This is a genomic window from Paenibacillus larvae subsp. larvae, from assembly GCF_002003265.1.
In the GTDB taxonomy this organism is placed as follows: Bacteria; Bacillota; Bacilli; order Paenibacillales; family NBRC-103111; genus Paenibacillus_H; species Paenibacillus_H larvae.
In genome coordinates this window covers 1221357-1240330 of the sequence record NZ_CP019687.1, presented here as the reverse complement: position 1 = coordinate 1240330, position 18974 = coordinate 1221357, and the positions used below count along the sequence as shown (strand labels likewise).

General features: G+C 44.5%; 19 protein-coding genes and 1 pseudogene. 13 read left to right on the top strand and 7 right to left on the bottom strand.

Going from position 1 to position 18974, the window contains the following annotated elements:
* Positions 1-339 precede the first annotated feature (339 nt).
* The 6 genes from BXP28_RS06280 to BXP28_RS06255 all read left to right on the top strand — a co-directional run bounded on the left by BXP28_RS06280 (position 340) and on the right by BXP28_RS06255 (position 4943).
* On the top strand, positions 340-1242 hold the full coding sequence (locus BXP28_RS06280; protein WP_077584968.1) for a PhzF family phenazine biosynthesis protein: 903 nt from the start codon (positions 340-342) through the stop codon (positions 1240-1242).
* 180 nt (positions 1243-1422) lie between these two features.
* Entirely contained in the window at positions 1423-2025 is a 603-nt protein-coding gene (locus BXP28_RS06275; RefSeq protein WP_036654343.1) for a YdcF family protein, read from the top strand.
* Positions 2026-2109: 84 nt separating this feature from the next.
* On the top strand, positions 2110-2562 hold the full coding sequence (locus BXP28_RS06270; RefSeq protein WP_036654340.1) for a hypothetical protein: 453 nt from the start codon (positions 2110-2112) through the stop codon (positions 2560-2562).
* 129 nt (positions 2563-2691) lie between these two features.
* The gene (locus BXP28_RS06265; RefSeq protein WP_023485127.1) at positions 2692-3378 is read left to right on the top strand and encodes a thioredoxin domain-containing protein; all 687 of its coding nucleotides are present in this window, start codon (positions 2692-2694) and stop codon (positions 3376-3378) included.
* Positions 3379-3466: 88 nt separating this feature from the next.
* Complete coding sequence (yidA, locus tag BXP28_RS06260; protein WP_036654337.1) at positions 3467-4300, top strand: sugar-phosphatase; 834 nt, start codon at positions 3467-3469, stop codon at positions 4298-4300.
* A 208-nt stretch (positions 4301-4508) separates the two neighbouring features.
* Positions 4509-4943 carry a GNAT family N-acetyltransferase gene (locus BXP28_RS06255; RefSeq protein WP_036654335.1) on the top strand — a complete coding sequence of 145 codons (435 nt, stop codon included), beginning with the start codon at positions 4509-4511 and terminating at the stop codon, positions 4941-4943.
* Between the two features lie 122 nt (positions 4944-5065).
* On the opposite strand, the gene BXP28_RS23205 is transcribed toward BXP28_RS06255, so the two are convergent.
* The 3 genes from BXP28_RS23205 to BXP28_RS06240 form a co-directional block, all read right to left on the bottom strand.
* Complete coding sequence (locus tag BXP28_RS23205) at positions 5066-5377, bottom strand: IS3 family transposase (protein WP_024093962.1); 312 nt, start codon at positions 5375-5377, stop codon at positions 5066-5068.
* 161 nt (positions 5378-5538) lie between these two features.
* Positions 5539-6219 carry a helix-turn-helix domain-containing protein gene (locus BXP28_RS06245; RefSeq protein WP_036654089.1) on the bottom strand — a complete coding sequence of 227 codons (681 nt, stop codon included), beginning with the start codon at positions 6217-6219 and terminating at the stop codon, positions 5539-5541.
* Positions 6220-6317: 98 nt separating this feature from the next.
* Positions 6318-7349: a LacI family DNA-binding transcriptional regulator gene (locus tag BXP28_RS06240; protein WP_023483505.1), complete on the bottom strand. Its 1032-nt coding sequence runs from the start codon at positions 7347-7349 to the stop codon at positions 6318-6320.
* 399 nt (positions 7350-7748) lie between these two features.
* On the opposite strand from BXP28_RS06240, the gene BXP28_RS06235 reads away from it, so the two are divergent.
* The 3 genes and pseudogenes from BXP28_RS06235 to BXP28_RS06225 all read left to right on the top strand — a co-directional run bounded on the left by BXP28_RS06235 (position 7749) and on the right by BXP28_RS06225 (position 11199).
* Positions 7749-9032, top strand: a complete 1284-nt coding sequence (locus BXP28_RS06235) for a sugar ABC transporter substrate-binding protein (protein ID WP_024093965.1) — start codon at positions 7749-7751, stop codon at positions 9030-9032.
* 82 nt (positions 9033-9114) lie between these two features.
* Positions 9115-10357: pseudogene (locus BXP28_RS06230) on the top strand (carbohydrate ABC transporter permease).
* Entirely contained in the window at positions 10354-11199 is an 846-nt protein-coding gene (locus BXP28_RS06225; protein ID WP_023483509.1) for a sugar ABC transporter permease, read from the top strand. The pseudogene BXP28_RS06230 and the gene BXP28_RS06225 overlap by 4 nt, the downstream one beginning before the upstream one ends.
* Before the next feature lie 65 nt (positions 11200-11264).
* Here the strand turns inward: BXP28_RS06225 and BXP28_RS06220 are convergent, their stop codons facing one another.
* Positions 11265-11681, bottom strand: coding sequence for a DnaJ family domain-containing protein (locus BXP28_RS06220; protein WP_023483510.1), 417 nt, complete (start codon positions 11679-11681; stop codon positions 11265-11267).
* 199 nt (positions 11682-11880) lie between these two features.
* Between BXP28_RS06220 and BXP28_RS06215 the strand changes: the two genes are divergently transcribed.
* From BXP28_RS06215 to hcp, 3 genes are all read left to right on the top strand, one after another.
* A complete protein-coding gene (locus BXP28_RS06215) occupies positions 11881-12360 on the top strand; it encodes a GNAT family N-acetyltransferase (protein ID WP_023483511.1) in 480 nt (159 codons plus the stop codon).
* 66 nt (positions 12361-12426) lie between these two features.
* The gene (locus BXP28_RS06210; RefSeq protein ID WP_024093968.1) at positions 12427-13500 is read left to right on the top strand and encodes an NAD(P)H-dependent flavin oxidoreductase; all 1074 of its coding nucleotides are present in this window, start codon (positions 12427-12429) and stop codon (positions 13498-13500) included.
* 231 nt (positions 13501-13731) lie between these two features.
* Complete coding sequence (gene hcp, locus BXP28_RS06205) at positions 13732-15021, top strand: hydroxylamine reductase (RefSeq protein ID WP_036654333.1); 1290 nt, start codon at positions 13732-13734, stop codon at positions 15019-15021.
* 117 nt (positions 15022-15138) lie between these two features.
* On the opposite strand, the gene murB is transcribed toward hcp, so the two are convergent.
* Positions 15139-16062, bottom strand: a complete 924-nt coding sequence (murB, locus tag BXP28_RS06200; protein WP_036656704.1) for a UDP-N-acetylmuramate dehydrogenase — start codon at positions 16060-16062, stop codon at positions 15139-15141.
* Positions 16063-16277: 215 nt separating this feature from the next.
* Positions 16278-16502: a hypothetical protein gene (locus tag BXP28_RS06195; protein ID WP_024093970.1), complete on the bottom strand. Its 225-nt coding sequence runs from the start codon at positions 16500-16502 to the stop codon at positions 16278-16280.
* A gap of 488 nt (positions 16503-16990) precedes the next feature.
* On the opposite strand from BXP28_RS06195, the gene BXP28_RS06190 reads away from it, so the two are divergent.
* Complete coding sequence (locus BXP28_RS06190) at positions 16991-17353, top strand: replication termination protein (protein WP_023483515.1); 363 nt, start codon at positions 16991-16993, stop codon at positions 17351-17353.
* 36 nt (positions 17354-17389) lie between these two features.
* On the opposite strand, the gene hpaB is transcribed toward BXP28_RS06190, so the two are convergent.
* A complete protein-coding gene (hpaB, locus tag BXP28_RS06185) occupies positions 17390-18865 on the bottom strand; it encodes a 4-hydroxyphenylacetate 3-monooxygenase, oxygenase component (protein ID WP_023483516.1) in 1476 nt (491 codons plus the stop codon).
* Positions 18866-18974 lie beyond the last annotated feature (109 nt).

Below are 18974 nucleotides of genomic sequence, written 5' to 3'. Positions count from 1 at the left end.
AATTTAAACAGCAATAATTTCCCCCATGTGCTCCAAAAAGGCAACGGCCAAGGTTTCTTGTCTCATGAATTTCTAACTCTTTCTCCACCTCATCCCAGAATAAAGCCGCATAATGGCGGGCATCCCCATAGACGGCGATATTGTAGGCATTCCCGTTGAGCTCGATTTTCTTATGGGGAACAGGTATATTTTACCGAATCTATTCAAGGTTGAAATATGTGCATTCATATCCCAATATATGGTATTATAAAAAAGCATTACTTTTATTATGCCGTGCAGAAGGGCAGGCGAATACTATCAGGAAATAAGCTGAATTACATACAGGATGAGGGTGACTGGATGAAGAAAGTACGTGTTTATCATTATGATGCTTTTAGTGTTATTTCGAACAAGGGTAACCCGGCAGGGGTAGTCTTGCATGCAGACGGTTTGTGCGCAGAGGATATGCAGCAAATTGCCCGCCAGGTGGGCTTTAACGAAACTTCGTTTGTGCTGAAATCTGATGTGGCCTCGTTTCGTTTTCGTTATTTTACACCGGGCCATGAGATGGACTTGTGCGGTCATGCAACGGTTGCTACAGTCTTCTGCCTCAAACATCAAGGGCTGCTTCCTGAAGTGGAAGAATTATCCGTTGAGACGAAAGCGGGAATACTGAAAATCAGGGTTTCCGATACCGAGCAGGGGTTTTTTATCCATATGCAGCAGGCTGAACCGAAATTTATCCCGTATGAAGGTTCTATCGATGCCTTAGCCGGGCTCATGGGGCTTACAGCCGATCATATCGACCCCGCTTATCCCGTTGTTTACGGAAGTACAGGCATATGGACACTGCTGGTGCCCATCCGTAGTCTTGAAACTTTTAACATGATCAAACCTGATAACGTGAGATTTCCACAAGTGCTCATACAGAAACAGTCTGTATCTTTGCATCCGTTTTGCTTACATACGTACGATCCCAAAGCGGATCTGCATGCCCGCCATTTTTCCTCTCCTCAATCGGGCATTGTCGAAGATGCAGTTACGGGAACGGCCGCAGGAGTCTTGGGCGCTTATTATCAAACTTTCCTACAGAGTCACCAAGAGGAAGTCCGTTTGATTGTTGAACAGGGACAGGAAATGAACCGTGAAGGAAGGGTATACGTCTATGTCAGAAAAGAACAAGGGCACCTTCATGTAGAAATTTCAGGGACGGCTGTCTATGTTAAAGAATTTATGCTAGAGTATGAGGAATATAGCTTCTGAAAGAAGCAGGGAACGGCATCCGGCGAAGGAATTGCCGTTTCTTTTTTGAACTTACGGGTTCAATTGGTAACTTTATCTACATCCGCTTTGTCATTCAGGCGCTTGTTCCTTATAGTTTAGAGAAAAATGAGGTAAACTGGAAAGAGAATCATAGATTGCGTGAGAAGGGAGGGAGTGCAAATGCTATTATCGCAAATGGATGCCGAATGTCTGTCTCGTGAAGATATGACAAGGCTTCTGTTCCATCAAATAAAGGATGACGGCCGGCAGGGAGATTGCATTTTTGTATTTGGCTCCCAGCGGAGTCTGGCATACCGTGTCCCTAAGGCAATTGAACTTTATAAACAGGGCAGAGCCGGAAAAATACTGTTTTCCGGAGGCAATCAATGGGAAGGGCAGGAAGATGTTGAAGCACTCGTCATGAAACAGGGAGCTATAAATGAAGGGATACCGGAGACGGATATCATTACGGAGATACGGTCTACAAGTACCAGAGAGAATGTTCTCAGCTCCTTGCTTGAACTGGACCGTGCTATGGGACTGCACCGCCTGAAGCGTATTCTTATAGTCACAACTGCTTTTCATATGCGAAGGTGTTATCTAAACATGAGAACTTATATGCCGGAATGGATTGAATATTCTCTTTGTCCGGTTGATGATAGAAAGACTCGCGAAGACAACTGGTTCCTTCATGAAACAGGGATCCAAAGAGTGACCGATGAGTGCCGGAACCTTATTCACTGTGTACAATCAGGAAAACTTCAGGATGAAGAAATGGATTAGAGACAACTTTTTCTTTTCATAATTGCCGGACTTCTGCATAAGATGGTACTATCGCAATTCCCATTCGTCAGGGGAGGGTGGTCCTTGCAGAAACCGTCCAGATCTTCAAAAATATTCATTGCACTTTTATTTTTGTTTGTCATTGTGGCTACTTTATTAGCAGCTGCCAGTGTGAACCTGCTGGTTATTGTTGTATTGTCCAAGCTCTATCCTGATGATGTAAGTGTGGGAGGGGCTATGTCCGGTATGGTGTTTTCAATTGGGATGCTATTTATTTTCCGGCTGTTTATTCTGGCAGGGTCTTTATTTGAACTTGGTACACAGATCTGGTTTAAACGCTCTCTTTTCTGGAGAGGTCTTGTCAATGCGGGACTGTGTTACGGATTTACATGGCTTTATATTATTCTGCTGGCCGGAGCGGTTCAAGGAATCCATTTTTCTTTGTTCGGTACGGCACTTTATGCTCTGTTATATACCCTGTTGTTTGAATTGATCGAACTCGCTGCTCCCCGTAGGCTTAGATGGAGAAAAAAATAATTACCGGCAATCCGAATCCCACTTGAGGGATTCTTTTTTGAGAAAAACCTCCTTGATTTTTTTCTATTCTTTCATTTATAGTAATACCGCCTTGATAGAAAGAGTATGAGAATACAAAGGAGATCGTGGATGAATAAGAAGCAGACAGGGATTTTGCTCGTCATCATTGTATTTGTAGTTTTAATTACCTCCATTTTCTTTATTCAGCAGGCTTCGGAGAAAAAAGGAGATACCTTTCCCGATCTGGATACCGCCAAAGTGGACAAGGTTCCCGAGGATTTTGATTATGCGAATCAGCCTGTAATAGGCAATAGGGAGGCACCGGTTAAAATCGTGGAATTTACGGATTACAAATGTCCATCATGCAAAAAATGGACCGAGACAGTACTTCCTAAGTTAGATCAGGACTATATTCAGTCGGGAAAGGCCGCTGTATACGTACTTGACTACCCGTTTCTGGGACCGGACTCCAATCTGGCTGCCCTTGCCGGAGAAACTCTTTATCAGCAAAACCATGAGTTTTTTGAAACCTATCATAAGCTAATGATGGAAAAACAAAAAAATGAGAAGTCAAATTGGGCAACCAAAGATTTCCTTCTGAATTTGGTGAAAGAAGGAATTCCAGGGGCAGACCTGCAGCAGTTTGAGAAAGACCTGGATGCAGGGACGTATTTGCAGCAGATGAAAAAAGACAAAGAGATCGGAAAACGGTTGGCTATTCCCGGTACCCCGACCATTTATGTGAACGGCCTTCCCGCCGAAAACGCCGATTATGAAACTGTGAAGGCATTAATTGAACAAGAGCTGGCCAAGTGAAGATCTGCCCGGCATCTTTACGGAATAGCCTGACTTGTTAATAGTTAAGGGGATCATCAAGAACTTCACAGGGGGACAGCTGAAGAATATGTACAAATTAATTGCAGTCGATATGGACGGAACTTTACTGGGAGACAATCATGCTATTTCAGAGGCTTCCAAAAAAGCGATCCAAGAGGCCAGGGAACAAGGAGTTCAGGTTGTGCTTGCGACCGGCCGCCCGCTGGTCGGAATTGAGAAATTTCTGGAGGAATTGGACCTGATTTCTGAACAGAATTATGCCATCTGCTATAACGGATCGGTTGTTCAAAACACCGGGACAGGCGAAGTGATTGCCAAACAAATTTTAAACGGCCAGGATTTGCATCAGTTGTATGGGCTTAGCTTGGAACTTGGAGTGAATATTCACGCTTTTTCCCGGAGCGGTCTTATTACACCCAAGGCATCAAAATATACCCGGCATGAAGCCGATCTGAACGGAATAGATTTTCAGGTAGCAGACTTTAAGAAAATTGGGGCGGATGAGGACATTATCAAAATTATGTTTGTTGATGAGGAAGAGAGACTAAGTCGTGCCATCTCCCGATTACCGCAATCCGTGAAAGAGGCCTATACGATTGTTCAGAGTTCTCCCTTTTTTCTGGAGTTTTTAAATAAACGGGCACATAAGGGTGAAGGAGTCAAAAAGCTTGCCGAGCATCTTGGCATTTCGAGGGAAGAGATTATTTGCGTGGGTGATGCCGGAAATGATCTGCACATGATTGAATATGCAGGATTAGGTGTGGCCATGGGAAATGCCTTTAATGAAATTAAGCATGCAGCTAATTTCATTACAAAAACCAACAATGAAGATGGTGTAGCTCATGTGATGGAAACCTTTATACTGGGAAATAAAGGAAAATGCAGTGCCTCGGCAGAGTAACCTGAAGATACGAACAATCGCCGATTCTCTGAACATTTATTGAGAATCGGCGAGTTTTTGTGCCAATGAATAACCATATATCGGGCCGCAATTCTTCGGTAGGCGTCATTGTAAGAGGGAATTTGGAATCAATAAACAAGCATTTGGTTTTCCGGGCAAATCCGTGTACAATGTAAAAACGTAAATAAGCATGAAAGGGCGATACAATGTGCTTGAACGGATTCAATCTGACCGGCTAAATCAGCCGGATATCCTGGAACTTCTGTCTTATTCGGTATTCCCTTCTTCCGGAGCTATGGGAAAGGCGGTAGCCCTGTATAAGGATCAGGCCGAGTTTGAATTGTATGGATATAAAGAAGGGGAAGTATACATAGGAATTATTGGATTCCAAATGGATCATGCAGGAAATCTGGCGATTCATCATCTTGCTGTAGATCCCGAATACAGACAGATGGGGTACGGAAGGGGCCAAATCCTTGAAATTCTTGCACTTAAAAAGCCGGTAACCCTGACAGCGGAAACGGACGAGGATGCAGTTGAATTTTACCGCAATATTGGTTTTTCCATCTCCAGTCTGGGAGAGTTATATCCTGGTACCGAACGGTTCCGATGTGTGTATGAAGCGGAGCCGGAAATAGAATAAATCTACCTGATAGAGGGAATATCATCCAAGCGGATACAAGCCCACAGAGAAACTTGAAGTGCCCCCTGTCAAGTAGACAGTGTAAAAAAACAAAAACAGTTAGTTTGTTTCCCTCAGTTCTGTTAAATTGAACTGAGGGTTTTACGACCATTCCCATACTTCAATTCTGTGACATCTGTGCACCACTTTAAATTGGGAGAGTCCGCGTGAAACTCGCGGTTCATCACATTTTCAGCCACATGTATTGCAGAGGATTTCACGTAATTCGGTCGTTTCCTGCGAATCACCGCTTTTAATTCAAGAGCGCGCATGATTCGATAATAACGTTTTTTGTTGTAACTCTTTTTGAGTTTCCGGTTCAATTGTGTGCGGATTTGACGATAACCAAGTACACCCTTTCTCTTGTCATAGCGAAGTTTCACTTCCTTGGCCAATGAAAGGATTTCAAGTTCCCTGATAGATGGTTTCCATTTTAGCCATTTATAATAGGCAGATCGAGCGACTCCGGCTAGCTTGCACAGCTTCGTGACGGCATAGCCTTTCTCAGCGTGCAGTTCTTGGATAGCTTGATACCAGTCTGCATGTCGGACTAACGTTAGCGTGTATGTCGTCGCCGGATCTCTGCCAACTTTTTTGCCAGAGCGTTCTCCATTTCTAAATACTCGTTCCGTGCTTCTAATTCTTTGATCCGAAGCTTGAGTCGTTCATGATCATCCAACTCTTCCGCAGGCTTGTTACGACCGCGATTGTCCTTGAGGGCTTCCTCACCGCCAGATTTATATTTACGAACCCATGCGTACACCTGTGAATAAGAAACATCATATTTCTCCATGGATTTCTGATAATCCAGATCGTTTGCGATCGTATACTGTGCAATTTCAATGCGTTCTTCGAAAGTGGTTTTACGTCCTTTGTTCATACGAGATACTTTACGAGTAGATTTTATTTCTACCCCATTAGTATACTTGGAGATCCATCTCGTCAAAACACTTTTACTAGAAATATGATACTTCTTTGTCGCCTCTCGTATAGAATGACTACCGGATAATACATCTCTGATTGCAGCCAGCTGCAGATCCTCTGAGTAAGCTTTACATCCTCTGGATTCCTTTAATCCGTCAAGACCATCTGCTTTATACTTCCTTACCCAATCTGTTACCGTGTTTTTGTCTATTCCCAGCTGTTTCGCCTCATAACTTGGGTTTGTCTCATTCTGAAGACATCGCTTTACGACACGTAGCTTTACCTCTAAAGAAGTTGGACTCCTTTTGGACATTGTAAAAACTCCCATCATTGTAGAGTAGATGTTTTTGTTTTTTCTACTGTCTACTATGAGGGGAGCATATCAACTTAACATGTGGGCCTCTTCTTTTATTATTGTTTAGACTGAACAGGTGATAGAGAGGATTCCCTGACAATCAAACGGTGAGGGACGATAAAACGGTTCTGATTAAACGGTTCTCCCCGGATATAGCGGATTAGTGTCTGAGAAGCCGTATGGCCGATCTGATAAATGCCGATATCCACGGAACTGATAGGGGGATGAGAAAGCTCAGACATGGTTAGGTTATTAAAGCTGATGATGCCCAGGTCTTTAGGAACTTCATAACCTAATTCACCCAGACCGTGAAGTACTCCAATAGCAACCAGGTCATCTATGACGACAAGAGCAGTAGGGCGTTCCGGCAAACTCATGAAAAAGGACATGGCCCTATAACCGCTTTCTTGCAGAAATTCCCCCTCTACAATCCACTCCGGCCGTGTTTTTATTCCTTCTTCTTTCATAGCCATCTGATATCCGGACAAACGGTCTTTTGAAACGAATAGATCAGGCGGACCACTGACAAAACCGATGCGCTGATGCCCCTGGGAAATCAAGTGGCGGGTGGCATCATAAGCAGCCTGGATATTATCATTATCTACGGACAAAATATCCGGATAATCTTCATTGCGGCCTATCAGAACAAAAGGGAAGCCTCGTTCCGTCAAAAAAGAAATAACCGGATCATGTTTACGGGAATGAAGCAAAATAAGGCCGTCTACACGGTGACTGTTAACAAGTCTTGTAACCGCATCTAATTCAGGATGTTCTCTAGAACCGGCTGTCATAAGAACATCATATCCGGCACGCGCCGCTTGGGTTACAATTCTCCGGATAATCTCAGCAAAAAACAGGTTTAAAAATAATTCCTCTGCCGGTCTGGGCAGGATAAGTCCCAGTGTGGAGGTTGTTTTGGAAACCAGACTTTTGGCCATCACGTTAGGGTGATATCCCAATTCCTCTATAACTTCCCGCACTCGTTGAGCCGTTTTCGGACTAATGCGGGGATACCCGGATAATACCCTGGAAACGGTTGAAGGGGATACCCCGGCTTTTTTGGCTACATCAATAATGGTGACAGCCATATTTTGACCTCCTTGAGAGTACGGTTAGGCGGCACAGATTCATGCAAACGTTTGTGCTCTGTGATGCCTGCATAATATCTTCATGGTAGCTCATTCGATGAGTAGTTGTAAAGTATGCTTACTTACAATGAAAGAAGGCGCATATAAAAGGGGCAAAAGTTAGATACGGTGAGAAACAGTAAGAAAAACGTTGATTAAGATAGCCAAAGCATGAAAAAGACTTCAAAATCTACAATACAAACGTTTTTACAAAAAGAAAGCCGATCATGTATGATCAACTTAGGTATGAAGCGCTTACAGTTGGTTTTGTCTCTTCTAAAACATCATGCGGTTGACTTCTTTGAATACAGGAGAGAAAACGTTTGCGTTCCTAATTAATTAGGGGAAGGGGTCAATTGCATGAAATGGGGAAAAAGTACGGCTGTTTTATTGGCGCTTACAATGAGTTTGTCGTTAGCTGCCTGCACGCCAAAAAAGGCTGCCAATCAGGCGGATTCTTCGCCGGCGCAAGGGGCACAAACTCAAAGTGAACTTCAGCCGGAAGCAGGGGCTAAACTCATCATATGGGAGAGCAAGGAAGAAAAAACATTCACCGAACAGATTGCCAAGAAGTTTACTGAAAAATATCATGTAGAAATTCAAATTGATGAATTATCACCTACCGATCAGGTAACCCGTCTATTAACCGATGGTCCTACGGGCCTTGCGGCTGACGTGGTAATTTTCCCCCATGACCAGCTCGGAAGAGCCGCGACCGCTAATCTGGTACTTCCTAATGACGTATTTGGAGATAAAACGAAACAGGAGAATACGGAAATAGCGGTACAAGGAGTGACCTACGGCGGCAAAATGTACGGCTACCCGAGGGCAGCAGAAACTTATGCACTTTATTACAATAAAGATCTTGTTAAAGAAGCGCCGAAATCGTTCGAAGATGTGGTTAGTTTCGGTAAAACCTATATGGACAAGGAAAACAATAAATATGGCTTGATGTGGGAAACCGGGAATTTCTACTTTAATTATCCGTTCTTCGCCTCTACCGGAGGGTATGTGTTCGGTAAAAATGGAACAGACAAAAATGATATTGGTTTAAATAACGAGGGGTCACTTGAGGGAATGAAAACTTACATTAGCCTTAAGGAAATTCTGCCGGTTAATACTGGTGACATTAATCCGGATATTAAGCGCGGATTGTTTACCTCCGGCGATGTTGCCATGGATATCAATGGCCCTTGGGAGCTGGCAGGATATAAGAAAGCGCTCGGAGACAAGCTTGGAATTACACCAGTTCCGACAATCGGCGGTAAACCGGCTGTTTCCTTCTCTGGTATCAAAGCCTGGTATGTAAATGCTTACTCCAAGTATCCGAATGCGGCAAAATTGTTTGCACGGTTTGCTTCCGACAAGGAAGCCCAGCTTCTGCTGAACAAAACGGTAGGTTCAGTACCAGCCAACAAGGAGGCCCTGGAAAATGCACAAATTAAGAACGATCCGTATGTTTCAGCTTTTGCCGAGCAGTTCAAAAATTCACAGCCGATGCCATCCAACCCGGAAACCAGCAATGTATGGAATCCAATGGGCGCTGCATTTGCTGAAATCTGGAACAATAACAAAGATGTAAAGTCTTCACTGGATAATGCTGTGAAGCAGATGAAGGATCTTAATAACGGGGCAGTAAAGTAACCCTGAAACTGGTAAGCAGGCCAACACCGGTTAACTCTCCCGGTGTGCGGCTCATATTAGGGAGAGGAGCCGGAAGAAAAGAATGACTCGATACCGTACCACAGCGACCGTATTGTCTTGTTTAAGCTTTGGCATGGGACAGTTATACAATAAGCAGTTTGTGAAGGGCCTCTTCTTATTTACAATAGAAGTGCTGGGCCTATGGTATTTATACGAGAATCTGGTGACCGCGGTTTGGGGTATTACCACATTAGGAGAAACGGCTAGCTTTATCGGAACCGTAGACGGAGTATCCAAATTAATACCTGGGGACCACTCTATATTCCTGCTGATTCAAGGGCTTATCACGCTCCTTTTTCTGCTTGTCTTTATCCTTATTTATGCGATGAACATTAAGGACGCATACAAGGTAGGAAAAACAAGGGAAGGGGGGATAAAGCCGAATAATATCAAAGAATCGGTCCGGTACATCATGGATAAGAAATTTGCCCAGGCTTTTCTGGCTATACCGGCTATCGGAGTTTTGTTTTTTACCGTCATGCCGATTATTTTCATGATTCTGCTGGCTTTTACCAACTATTCCTTGCCGGACCACATTCCTCCCGCGAAGCTGGTTAATTGGGTCGGCCTGCAGACATTCCGGGACCTCGTTCAGCTTAAATCCTGGAGCCATACTTTTTACGGTGTCCTGACCTGGACGATTATATGGGCAATCTTGTCCACTGTCACGACATATTTCGGCGGTTTTCTGGTTGCTTTGCTTGTGCAGCAGAAGGATATCAGGTTTAAAGCATTCTGGAGAACGATCTTTATTATTCCTTCAGTATTTATCTTATTTCGGACTCGGGCAGCTCCCTTGGTTGACAGATCCGTTTTGGGCGAAAGTAACCGTCATTATTGTCAACATGTGGGTCGGAATTCCCGTTTCTATGATTCTAATTATGGGTGTGCTTACTACCATCTCCAATGATTTATATGAAGCGGCCGAGATTGATGGGGCTACCGGCTTTCAAAAATTTAAAATGATTACTCTTCCGATGGTTTTATTTACTACAGCACCGATTCTGATTATGCAGTTTGCAGGTAACATTAACAACTTTAATGCTATTTTTCTACTAACGAACGGATCGCCTGAGGTAGGGGACTACCAGTATGCCGGCGCCACGGACCTGCTTGTAACCTGGCTGTATAAGCTTACTCTGGATCAAAACCGTTTTAATATGGCTTCCGCCATTGGTATTATCATCTTCCTGATAATTGCATCGTTTTCTATCTGGAATTACCGCAGAACCCGATCGTTTAAAGAGGAGGATATGATCCAATGAAATCGAAATCTGCCAAAAAAGGCTTTCGTCTTACGCTCAGCTACATTCTGCTTACAGGAATAGCTATCTGCTGCTTGTATCCGGCACTTTGGGTCATTTTCTCTTCTTTTCGGCCCGGTAAATCTTTGTACAGCAAGTCATTGATTCCCGAAAGTTTTACCTTGGATCATTTTAAGGAACTATTCACCTCAGACAGTTTCCTGTTTGGCCAGTGGTACATGAACACACTTAAGATCTCTGTCATCACCATGATAATAGGTGTTACGCTGACCCTTCTTACCGGATATGCGTTATCGAGATTCCGCTTTAGGGGACGTAAAACTGCCATGTCCACCATATTGATTTTGGGTATGTTTCCCGGCTTTATGAGTATGATTGCGATATTCATTCTGCTGAAGGAGCTAGGGCTGCTGGATACTCATTTTGCTCTAATCCTCGTATATTCGGCTGGAGCCCCATTGATGGGAAGTTTTTTGGTCAAAGGTTTTTTTGATGCAATCCCCCGCAGTCTGGATGAAGCAGCCAAAATGGACGGGGCCACAAATATGATGATTTTTACACGAATTATCCTGCCTCTTTCCAAGCCGATGCTCGCATATGTGGCTCTCACTCAATTTGTCGGCCCTTGGGTGGATTTTATTTTCGCGAGGCTGGTGCTCAGGAGCAGGGAAAATTGGACGGTAGCTGTCGGATTATATGACCAAATCAACAATTTTCAAAACAGCAACTTTACCATCTTTGCTGCGGCTGCTGTACTGATTGCGGTACCGATTACGCTGCTCTTTATGTTTCTGCAAAAACTGCTTGTAGAAGGTTTGACAGCTGGAGCGAGCAAAGGGTGAGATGATAAAAATATAGAAGAAAAAAGCTGACTGTAGCTGCCGGATTAGGCGGCTCGGCCGGCTTTTTATTTTCTTTCCGAACGGAATGGGGGCAGGTTATCGGTTTTTTTCCCTTTCAACCGGTTCTCTATCTTGGAACGATACCTGTTCCATGTAGGCGAAATTGTTCCGCCCCGCTGCTCCATTAGCATTTGCAAACGAAGCTGTTTGGCATTCAAGCGTTTCTGAAGTTCGTGGCGTTCCGATGAATCCTGGCAAAGTACGATCAATTCTTCCAGGGATACCATCTCTTTGTGCAGCTGCATTTCTTCCGGAAGGTGACCGGAGTTTTTCAAAATCTTATAAGCCAGGCGCAAATCTTCCGGTACCGATGACCAGTTTTCAAGCACCAGAGGCTTTCCCTGGCCCGGCAAATTGTCCATTTCGCCCTTTTGGATGGCTTCCTGTATTTTTTGCTCCGCGATCATTGAAAAAACATCCATTGTATTCTCCTTTAAATAAGTAAATAGGATTGAAACACTTGTTCCGAAACGATAGATCTCTACAAATAGTATATCATTATCTAAACCTGGAATTGTTCTTTATGTTCAGATTGAGTAAAATAAGAATAATCCGGCTTTACTTATTTTGGCAACCCGTACTAAACTTATATATGGACGTGATAGGATGTGCCTGCCGAAAATGCAAGCAGGAATGGAAGTATCTAACCGGGACGGACTGCATATTCGAAAAGCTTCCGGTGAAAACTGGCGGAGTATTGCCGCACTATCTGTTTCCGGCAAACAGCAGTCTTATATTGAAAGTAATGCTTATTCCCTGGCCGAATCAGTATTTGAGCCTAATTGGTGCTCAGTAGGCCTTTATGACGGGGAAACTTTGGTCGGATTTGCTATGTACGGAACAGGTCCGGAGCAGAAGGAGGTCTGGCTGGACAGGTTTATGATTGATTCGCGTTTTCAGGGACAGGGATATGCCAGGCGTTTCCTTCCCGTGCTTATTGGCTGTATCAAGAATCAGTACGAATGTGATGCCATCTATTTGAGCGTGACGGAAGATAACGGCCGGGCGCAGAAGCTGTACGGGCAATTCGGGTTCAAGAAAAACGGGGAAATCGATGATACCGGTCTTATTGTTGGCGTGGTCATGGTGCTGCAGGTCTGATCAGCATCCCATTAACAGGGATGAAAGAAAAGAATAAGGGATGAGAAGAGGGAGGGGTTATAAAAAATGGCACTTCACTTACATACCGCATTGTGTGAACAACTAGGCATACATTATCCGATTGTGCAGGCCGGGATGGCTGGAGGACCGACTACGGCAGCCTTAGTGGCTGCTGTTTCTGAAGCAGGCGGCTTGGGTACTCTAGGGGCTGCTTATATGGAACCAAAAGCCATCAGGGAGACAATCCGGGAAATCCGCAGGCTGACAAACCGGCCTTTTGCTGTTAATTTATTTGCTGTATCCATGGAGGATGATTTAAGCCGCATAGATGAAGTCCAACGTATGCTGCATTCTCTTAGGGAACAATTGGGTATTTCTCAAGGCGCGCTTCATTTTTCAACACCGGATCCTTTTTCCGAGCAGTTTCAGATCTTACTGGAAGAACAGGTGCCGGTCATTAGCACAGCATTTGGTGTACTCAATGACGAGGCCATGCGGCTGGCTAAACAAGAGAAGCGGACTGTGATTGCGATGGTCACTTCAGTAAATGAGGCGCTGATGGCAGAAGAGCAGGGGGCGGATATACTTGTGGCTCAAGGAAGCGATGCGGGCGGGCACCGGGGCACTTTCTCACTTGAGAATTATGCCTATGGTGTTAACGTGGGGACGTTTTCCCTTGTACCTCAAGTTGTGGACGCTGTTCAAGTCCCGGTTATTGCGGCAGGCGGCATTATGGATGGGCGGGGGCTTGCTGCGGCTCTTGCCCTTGGTGCACAAGCAGTGCAGTTGGGAACGCGCTTTCTGGCAGCAGTCGAATCTGGAGCTCATCCGGCTTATAAGCAGGCCCTCCTTGAAAGCACGGAAGAAAGCACCGTTATAACGAAGGCGTTTTCAGGACGGCCGGCCAGAGGAATCCGGAATGCCTTTATCCGCCATGTAGAGCAATCGGGCATAGCTCCGCTCCCTTTTCCAAGCCAAAATACTGCAACAGGGGATATCCGGAAGGAAGCGGCACGGCAAAACAACCCGGAGTACATGCCCTTATGGGCCGGTCAAGCAACACGTTTGTTGAAGGCGGACACAAAAGCATCAGACATTGTACAGGAAATTATGCAAGAGGCAGCATCCATTCTCAATTGACGCATGAAAATTAACATATGCTTAAGAGAATTGCTGACCAAAATGGAAGCGGTATCTGAAAGCCTCCTCCAATATACGAAACTCTATCGGAAATATGTATGGAGGAAATGTGACACAGTACTAATTTTTTTCTTGAAATGTGATTGTAAACACACGGGTACCTTCTGGCGGAGCTGTATAGTAACTCTTACCTGGTTGCTTTTCAAATCCCGTTACAGGAGGTATCGTTTTATGTTTTGTTATCAATGTGAACAGACACCTAGCGGCGGCTGCACCGTCATGGGCGTATGCGGAAAAAACGAGGATATAGCGAGTTTGCAGGATACGATCATCTTTGGATTAAAAGGTGTGGCTGCCTATGCAACACACGCACGCCAGCTTGGCTACACGGATCCGTTCGTAGACCAAGTTACACACGAAGCTTTATACATGACCTTAACCAATTCCAACTTTAACCTGCAGGAACACTTGGACATGGCAATGAAGGTAGGGGAGGCGACTGTACGGGTTATGGATTTGCTGGACCGTGCCCATACAGATTATCTGGGCATTCCTAATCCTGTACAGGTTTCCCAAAACAAAATAGAAGGAAAATGCATCGTGGTTACCGGCCACAACTTGTTTGCACTTGAGCAGCTTCTCAAACAAACGGAAGGCAAGGGCATTCATGTATATACACATTCCGAGATGCTTCCTGCACACGGATATCCGAAACTCAACAAGTATCCCCATTTAAAAGGTAACATCGGGAAAGCCTGGTATGACCAGCGCCGTTTGTTTGAGGAATTCCCGGGTGCCATTTTGGCCACAACCAACTGTGTAATGCCGATTAAAGGCACATATGCCGATCGCTTCTTCTCTTACGAGGTAGCGGGTCTTGAAGGAGTTACCAAAATCAGCGGCAATGACTTCTCACCTTTGATCGAACGGGCTCTGGAACTGCCTGAGGCACATATTGAATCCGAGCAAACTTTAATGACTGGATACCATCATGAAACCGTACTGGGCTTGGCTCCGGAGATTGTTGAAGCCGTTCGGTCGGGGAAAATCCGCCATTTCTTTGTGATTGCAGGCTGTGATGCTCCCGGCAAAGGCGGAAATTATTATCGGGAATTGGCTACCCGGCTTCCTGCGGATATAGTAATCCTTACTACTTCCTGCGGGAAATTCAGGTTCAATGATGTCGATTACGGATTAGTTCCGGGTACCGATATTCCAAGGTACATTGATCTGGGACAATGCAATAATTCAGGTTCTACAGTTAAGATTGCACTTGCACTCGCGGATGCTTTCGGTTGTTCAGTTAATGAATTGCCGGTCAGCATCGTACTCTCCTGGTTCGAGCAAAAAGCAGTGGCCATTCTCCTCGGACTGTTCAGCCTGGGAATCCGGGACATCCGAATTGGCCCTAAACCGCCGGAATTCCTGACCGAAGGAGTCATGAACGTACTGGTAAATGCTTTTGGGCTCAAACTCATTGGAGACGTTCAGGAAGACATGAACATCATGCTTGCAAGATAAGAGTAAGCAGTAAAAATGCACCATAATTAATTATGGTGCATTTTTTTCAAAAGAGAAGACAAGGTCAAGCTTAAGTTTCAGTCTTTTCCGGCAAAAAAAAATCTCTGTCTTTACCCTTTAGGCCTGTTCCTTATCCTCCCCGATAATTTTTACTTCCGTTTCCAGATCTACGCCAAACTTTTCTTTCACCGTATTTTGTACAAGCCTGATCAGATTAGTGTAATCCTTGGCAGTGGCGTTATCTATATTCACGATAAATCCGGCATGTTTCCGGGATACTTCTGCTCCTCCAATCCGGGTTCCTTGCAGCCCGCTGTCTTGAATTAGTTTCCCGGCAAAGTGATTGGGCGGACGCTTGAAGACACTTCCGCAAGAAGGGTATTCAAGCGGCTGTTTGGATTCCCTCAGAAAGGTAAGTTCATCCATCTTGGCCTTAATCGCCGCCGGATTGGAAGGTGTCAGCCCGAAAGTGGCTTCCAAAGCAATATAGCGTTTTTCCGCAATGGCGCTTTTCCGGTAGCTGAGGGCCAGGTCTTCTTTGGTCAGCTGCAGCAACTCTCCCTCTGAAGTCAGGACAAGTGCACTTTTTAGGACATCGGAAATTTCTCCGCCATAGGCACCGGCATTCATGAACAGGGCACCGCCTACTGAACCCGGAATTCCGCAGGCGAATTCCAGTCCGCTCAGATGCTGCTTAAGGGCGGCACTGGAGACGTCGATAATAGCTGCTCCGCTTTGAGCGGTTATGGCATGCACACCCGGATTTATTTTATTCAGTTTCATCAGACTCAGGACAATGCCGCGAATGCCTCCGTCCCGTACAATCAGATTGGAGCCGTTTCCGATCAAAGTAACAGGGAGGTCATGGTTTCGGGCATAGCGGATTAACTGTCCCGCTGCTTCATAGGTAGGCGGAGTGATGAAAAGATCCGCGGTGCCTCCGGTTTTTGTATACGTAAAGAGCTTAAGGGATTCATCTATTTTTATATCTTCAGGAGATAAAAATTGCAAGAGATCTTCATAGGTCTTCTTCTTGTCAATCATAAGGTTCCACCTTTTTTCTAATTCAAAATTCCTTTTTATTATAGTAGGTTTATGCGGAATGAGCAAAGTGGTAAGCTTTATATTCGCGAAAATAACACTTTATGCCCATCACAATACCTTATAGAAGCATTTAAGACTATGACAAAAGCTATTTCCATCTTCATTATTAAGGCAAAAAAAGAGACCGCCCAATCGGCGGCCTTATATGCTTCCTAAAGATACCCAAACCCACATGGATCGACCAGCACATCCCTTTCCGAATAAGTATAAACGGGACGGGGGACCGGAACCAGATGGTGGCGGCGAATAACTTCAATAGGGTGAACGACAGGAACCGGTACAGGGTGGTAACAGTTTTTGCATATTTTCAGAGGAGGACAGAAAACAGGCGATACTTTACAATGATGGGGATGGTGATAATGGTGGCGGTAAGGCATGCTTATCAACTCCTTTTTGGTCTTTGTACAGTATATAGGGAAGGGGAATCGGGGGATTGTACATTTGTCCTGTGACCCCTTTATTTTTTCCTATGGGACAAGGCTATTCGTCTGATTTCAAGCCATTCGCGGATATTAAGGGTTGATGACTGGGGGTACATAAAAGCAGATTGGGCATGGGGCTGCGGTGCTATCCAAGGGCCTCTGCTCTATTCAATATGCCCGGATAACATGAAAAGCCTGCTTAGATTGCATGTTGATCTGGCTAATGTAGTTTCACGGAAATCTATTTTTTCAATCAAGCTTTATATTTGTCTATTTATCTAAATACAATATATGAAAAATTCATAATAGTTATATAACCGGCCGCGTTTCGTTTATTTTTCTTTTTCCTTCTACTTGAAAACGAACTTATATTCAAGTACTCTCAAAATAAAGAAAAAAATGGGCAAAAACAAATAGACTATAAAAAGCTGGAGGTAGGTTAAATGGGGTTTCTGCTGGCACAGCGAGCTTTTATTAAAATATACCTGCTGACTATGATTGAGCAAAACAGGGGATATGGTTATCAAATGCTGGAAGAGCTTAAAGAGGCTTTTGCTCCTTACGGATATAAGCCCCCGCAGTCTGAAATCTATAGAGCGCTCCACGAACTTGTGGCAGATGGTATCTTATATCGTACCAAGAAATTGAAGGGAACCGATCCGAGCACGGATTTTCAGGAAATTGTCCTGTACCATTTTACGGATGGAGGCAAGGAAAAGGCCCGTTTATACAAAAAACAGGTCAAGCAGGACCTCGACCGCAGTATCTCGATTCTGCATAAAGCTTTGAAAGACAATTACACGTAAAAAGAGGATTGGTACTTTAGCCAATCCTTCACATTTTTATGTTTCGTCCGTATTCTTTTTCCGTTGGTTCAGAAAGTTTTTTACTTTTTGCAGGCAGATCTCTTTGTATCCGTAGCTTTGATAAAAGCGGTTCGTGACTGTAAAGGTATTACCGAAGAAAAAACGTTCATACAAAGCTTCCCTTCCTCCAAATGAACTTGCACTCAGCTCCCAGGCAAGCCGGAACAGGGCGGTATTCTCTTTAGCCGCAGAGCCGAGTCCCCGCAAATATTTGCTTAAGTCCGCCGAAACCGGTGAGGAATAATCATTCTCACTAGGAATCATGATGATGCCACTTGCGCCCAGCAGTTGTACAATTTCCAGCATTCTCGGAAAAACTTTAGGGAATAGGTTGCTTGCAGCTGTCAAAGGAGCAGGATCGGGTACCATCGTACCCCACTGGTCCAAGCTCGCGTTAACTTCTGAAGCAATAAGGAACGATTTTAATGATTCCAGTGTCAGCATAACTTCAGCTGCCTTCTCAAGAACATGAAGGTGGCCTTCAATTTCCAGAACCTCAATCAGGTATTGGATTGTACCAAGGACAAATTCGGTTTTGGCAATATTTTTGCAGATAATCTGATGGTTGACGTGCGTATGAAAGTGGCTGTCTTTAAACATGCGGAAGACCATAATCTGATCCCCGCATATAAATACACGGTCCCAAGGAACAAGCACATGGTCAAAGACAACCAGCGTATCCATTTCCTCGTACCGGGAACTTAGCGGGAAATTAAACGAAGAATCTCCCAGAACTAGACTTTGCCTGCAAATAAATGAGATCCCTTTAAGGTTGTTCGGCACAGCGAACATAAAAGCATAAGGGCTATTCTCATTGGTTCCCGGTGCTGGGGATGGATACACCAAAAGTTCATCGGCCGTAACCCCTTGGGTCGCAAGCAGAAAAGCGCCGGATACAATGATTCCCTCACTGGTTTTCTCTAAAATGCGTGCAGTTACCGCTTCTTCACCCAAGAATGTCAAAGTGTCTCCATACCGGCTGATTTGCGGCTGGATAAAAACATGAGATAGGGTAATGTCGTGATCACGGCAGTAAGCATAGTATTGTTTCAAATTCTCGGCAAACTGCGGATGATGTTCGTTTAGTACATCTGCAGCTGAATAAAAGGACATCATGGCAGTGTTCATATAATCAGGAGCCCGTCCAAGAAAACCGTGATGAACATTTGCCCATATCTCCATCATCGTCCTCCGGGTGATTAAATCCTCTCTTGTCTTCGGACGCAAAAATGACATGCCGACGGGCTGGCCTGTATCGGGAGATTCATAGGACATAACCGGTTTAAGTTTTTCCTGATGCTGCAAGTCATATAAAGCGGCTTGCGTTTTCATGACACCCCGAAACGCCGTATGTTTGGAGATTTTACCCTTAACAGGTTTCCCGTCCAGCCAGACGCAGGGTTTCGCTTGATTAATTCCGTCTATATACTGCTGTCCTGTTTTCATAGACATTGGGATAACCACCTTTTTTGTGATATCTGTAAAATATGCGCCGAAGAAAACCGCTGCGAGTAGTAAGCACCTACTTGTTTACCTATTTTGTTATAACTTTTTTAAGGGA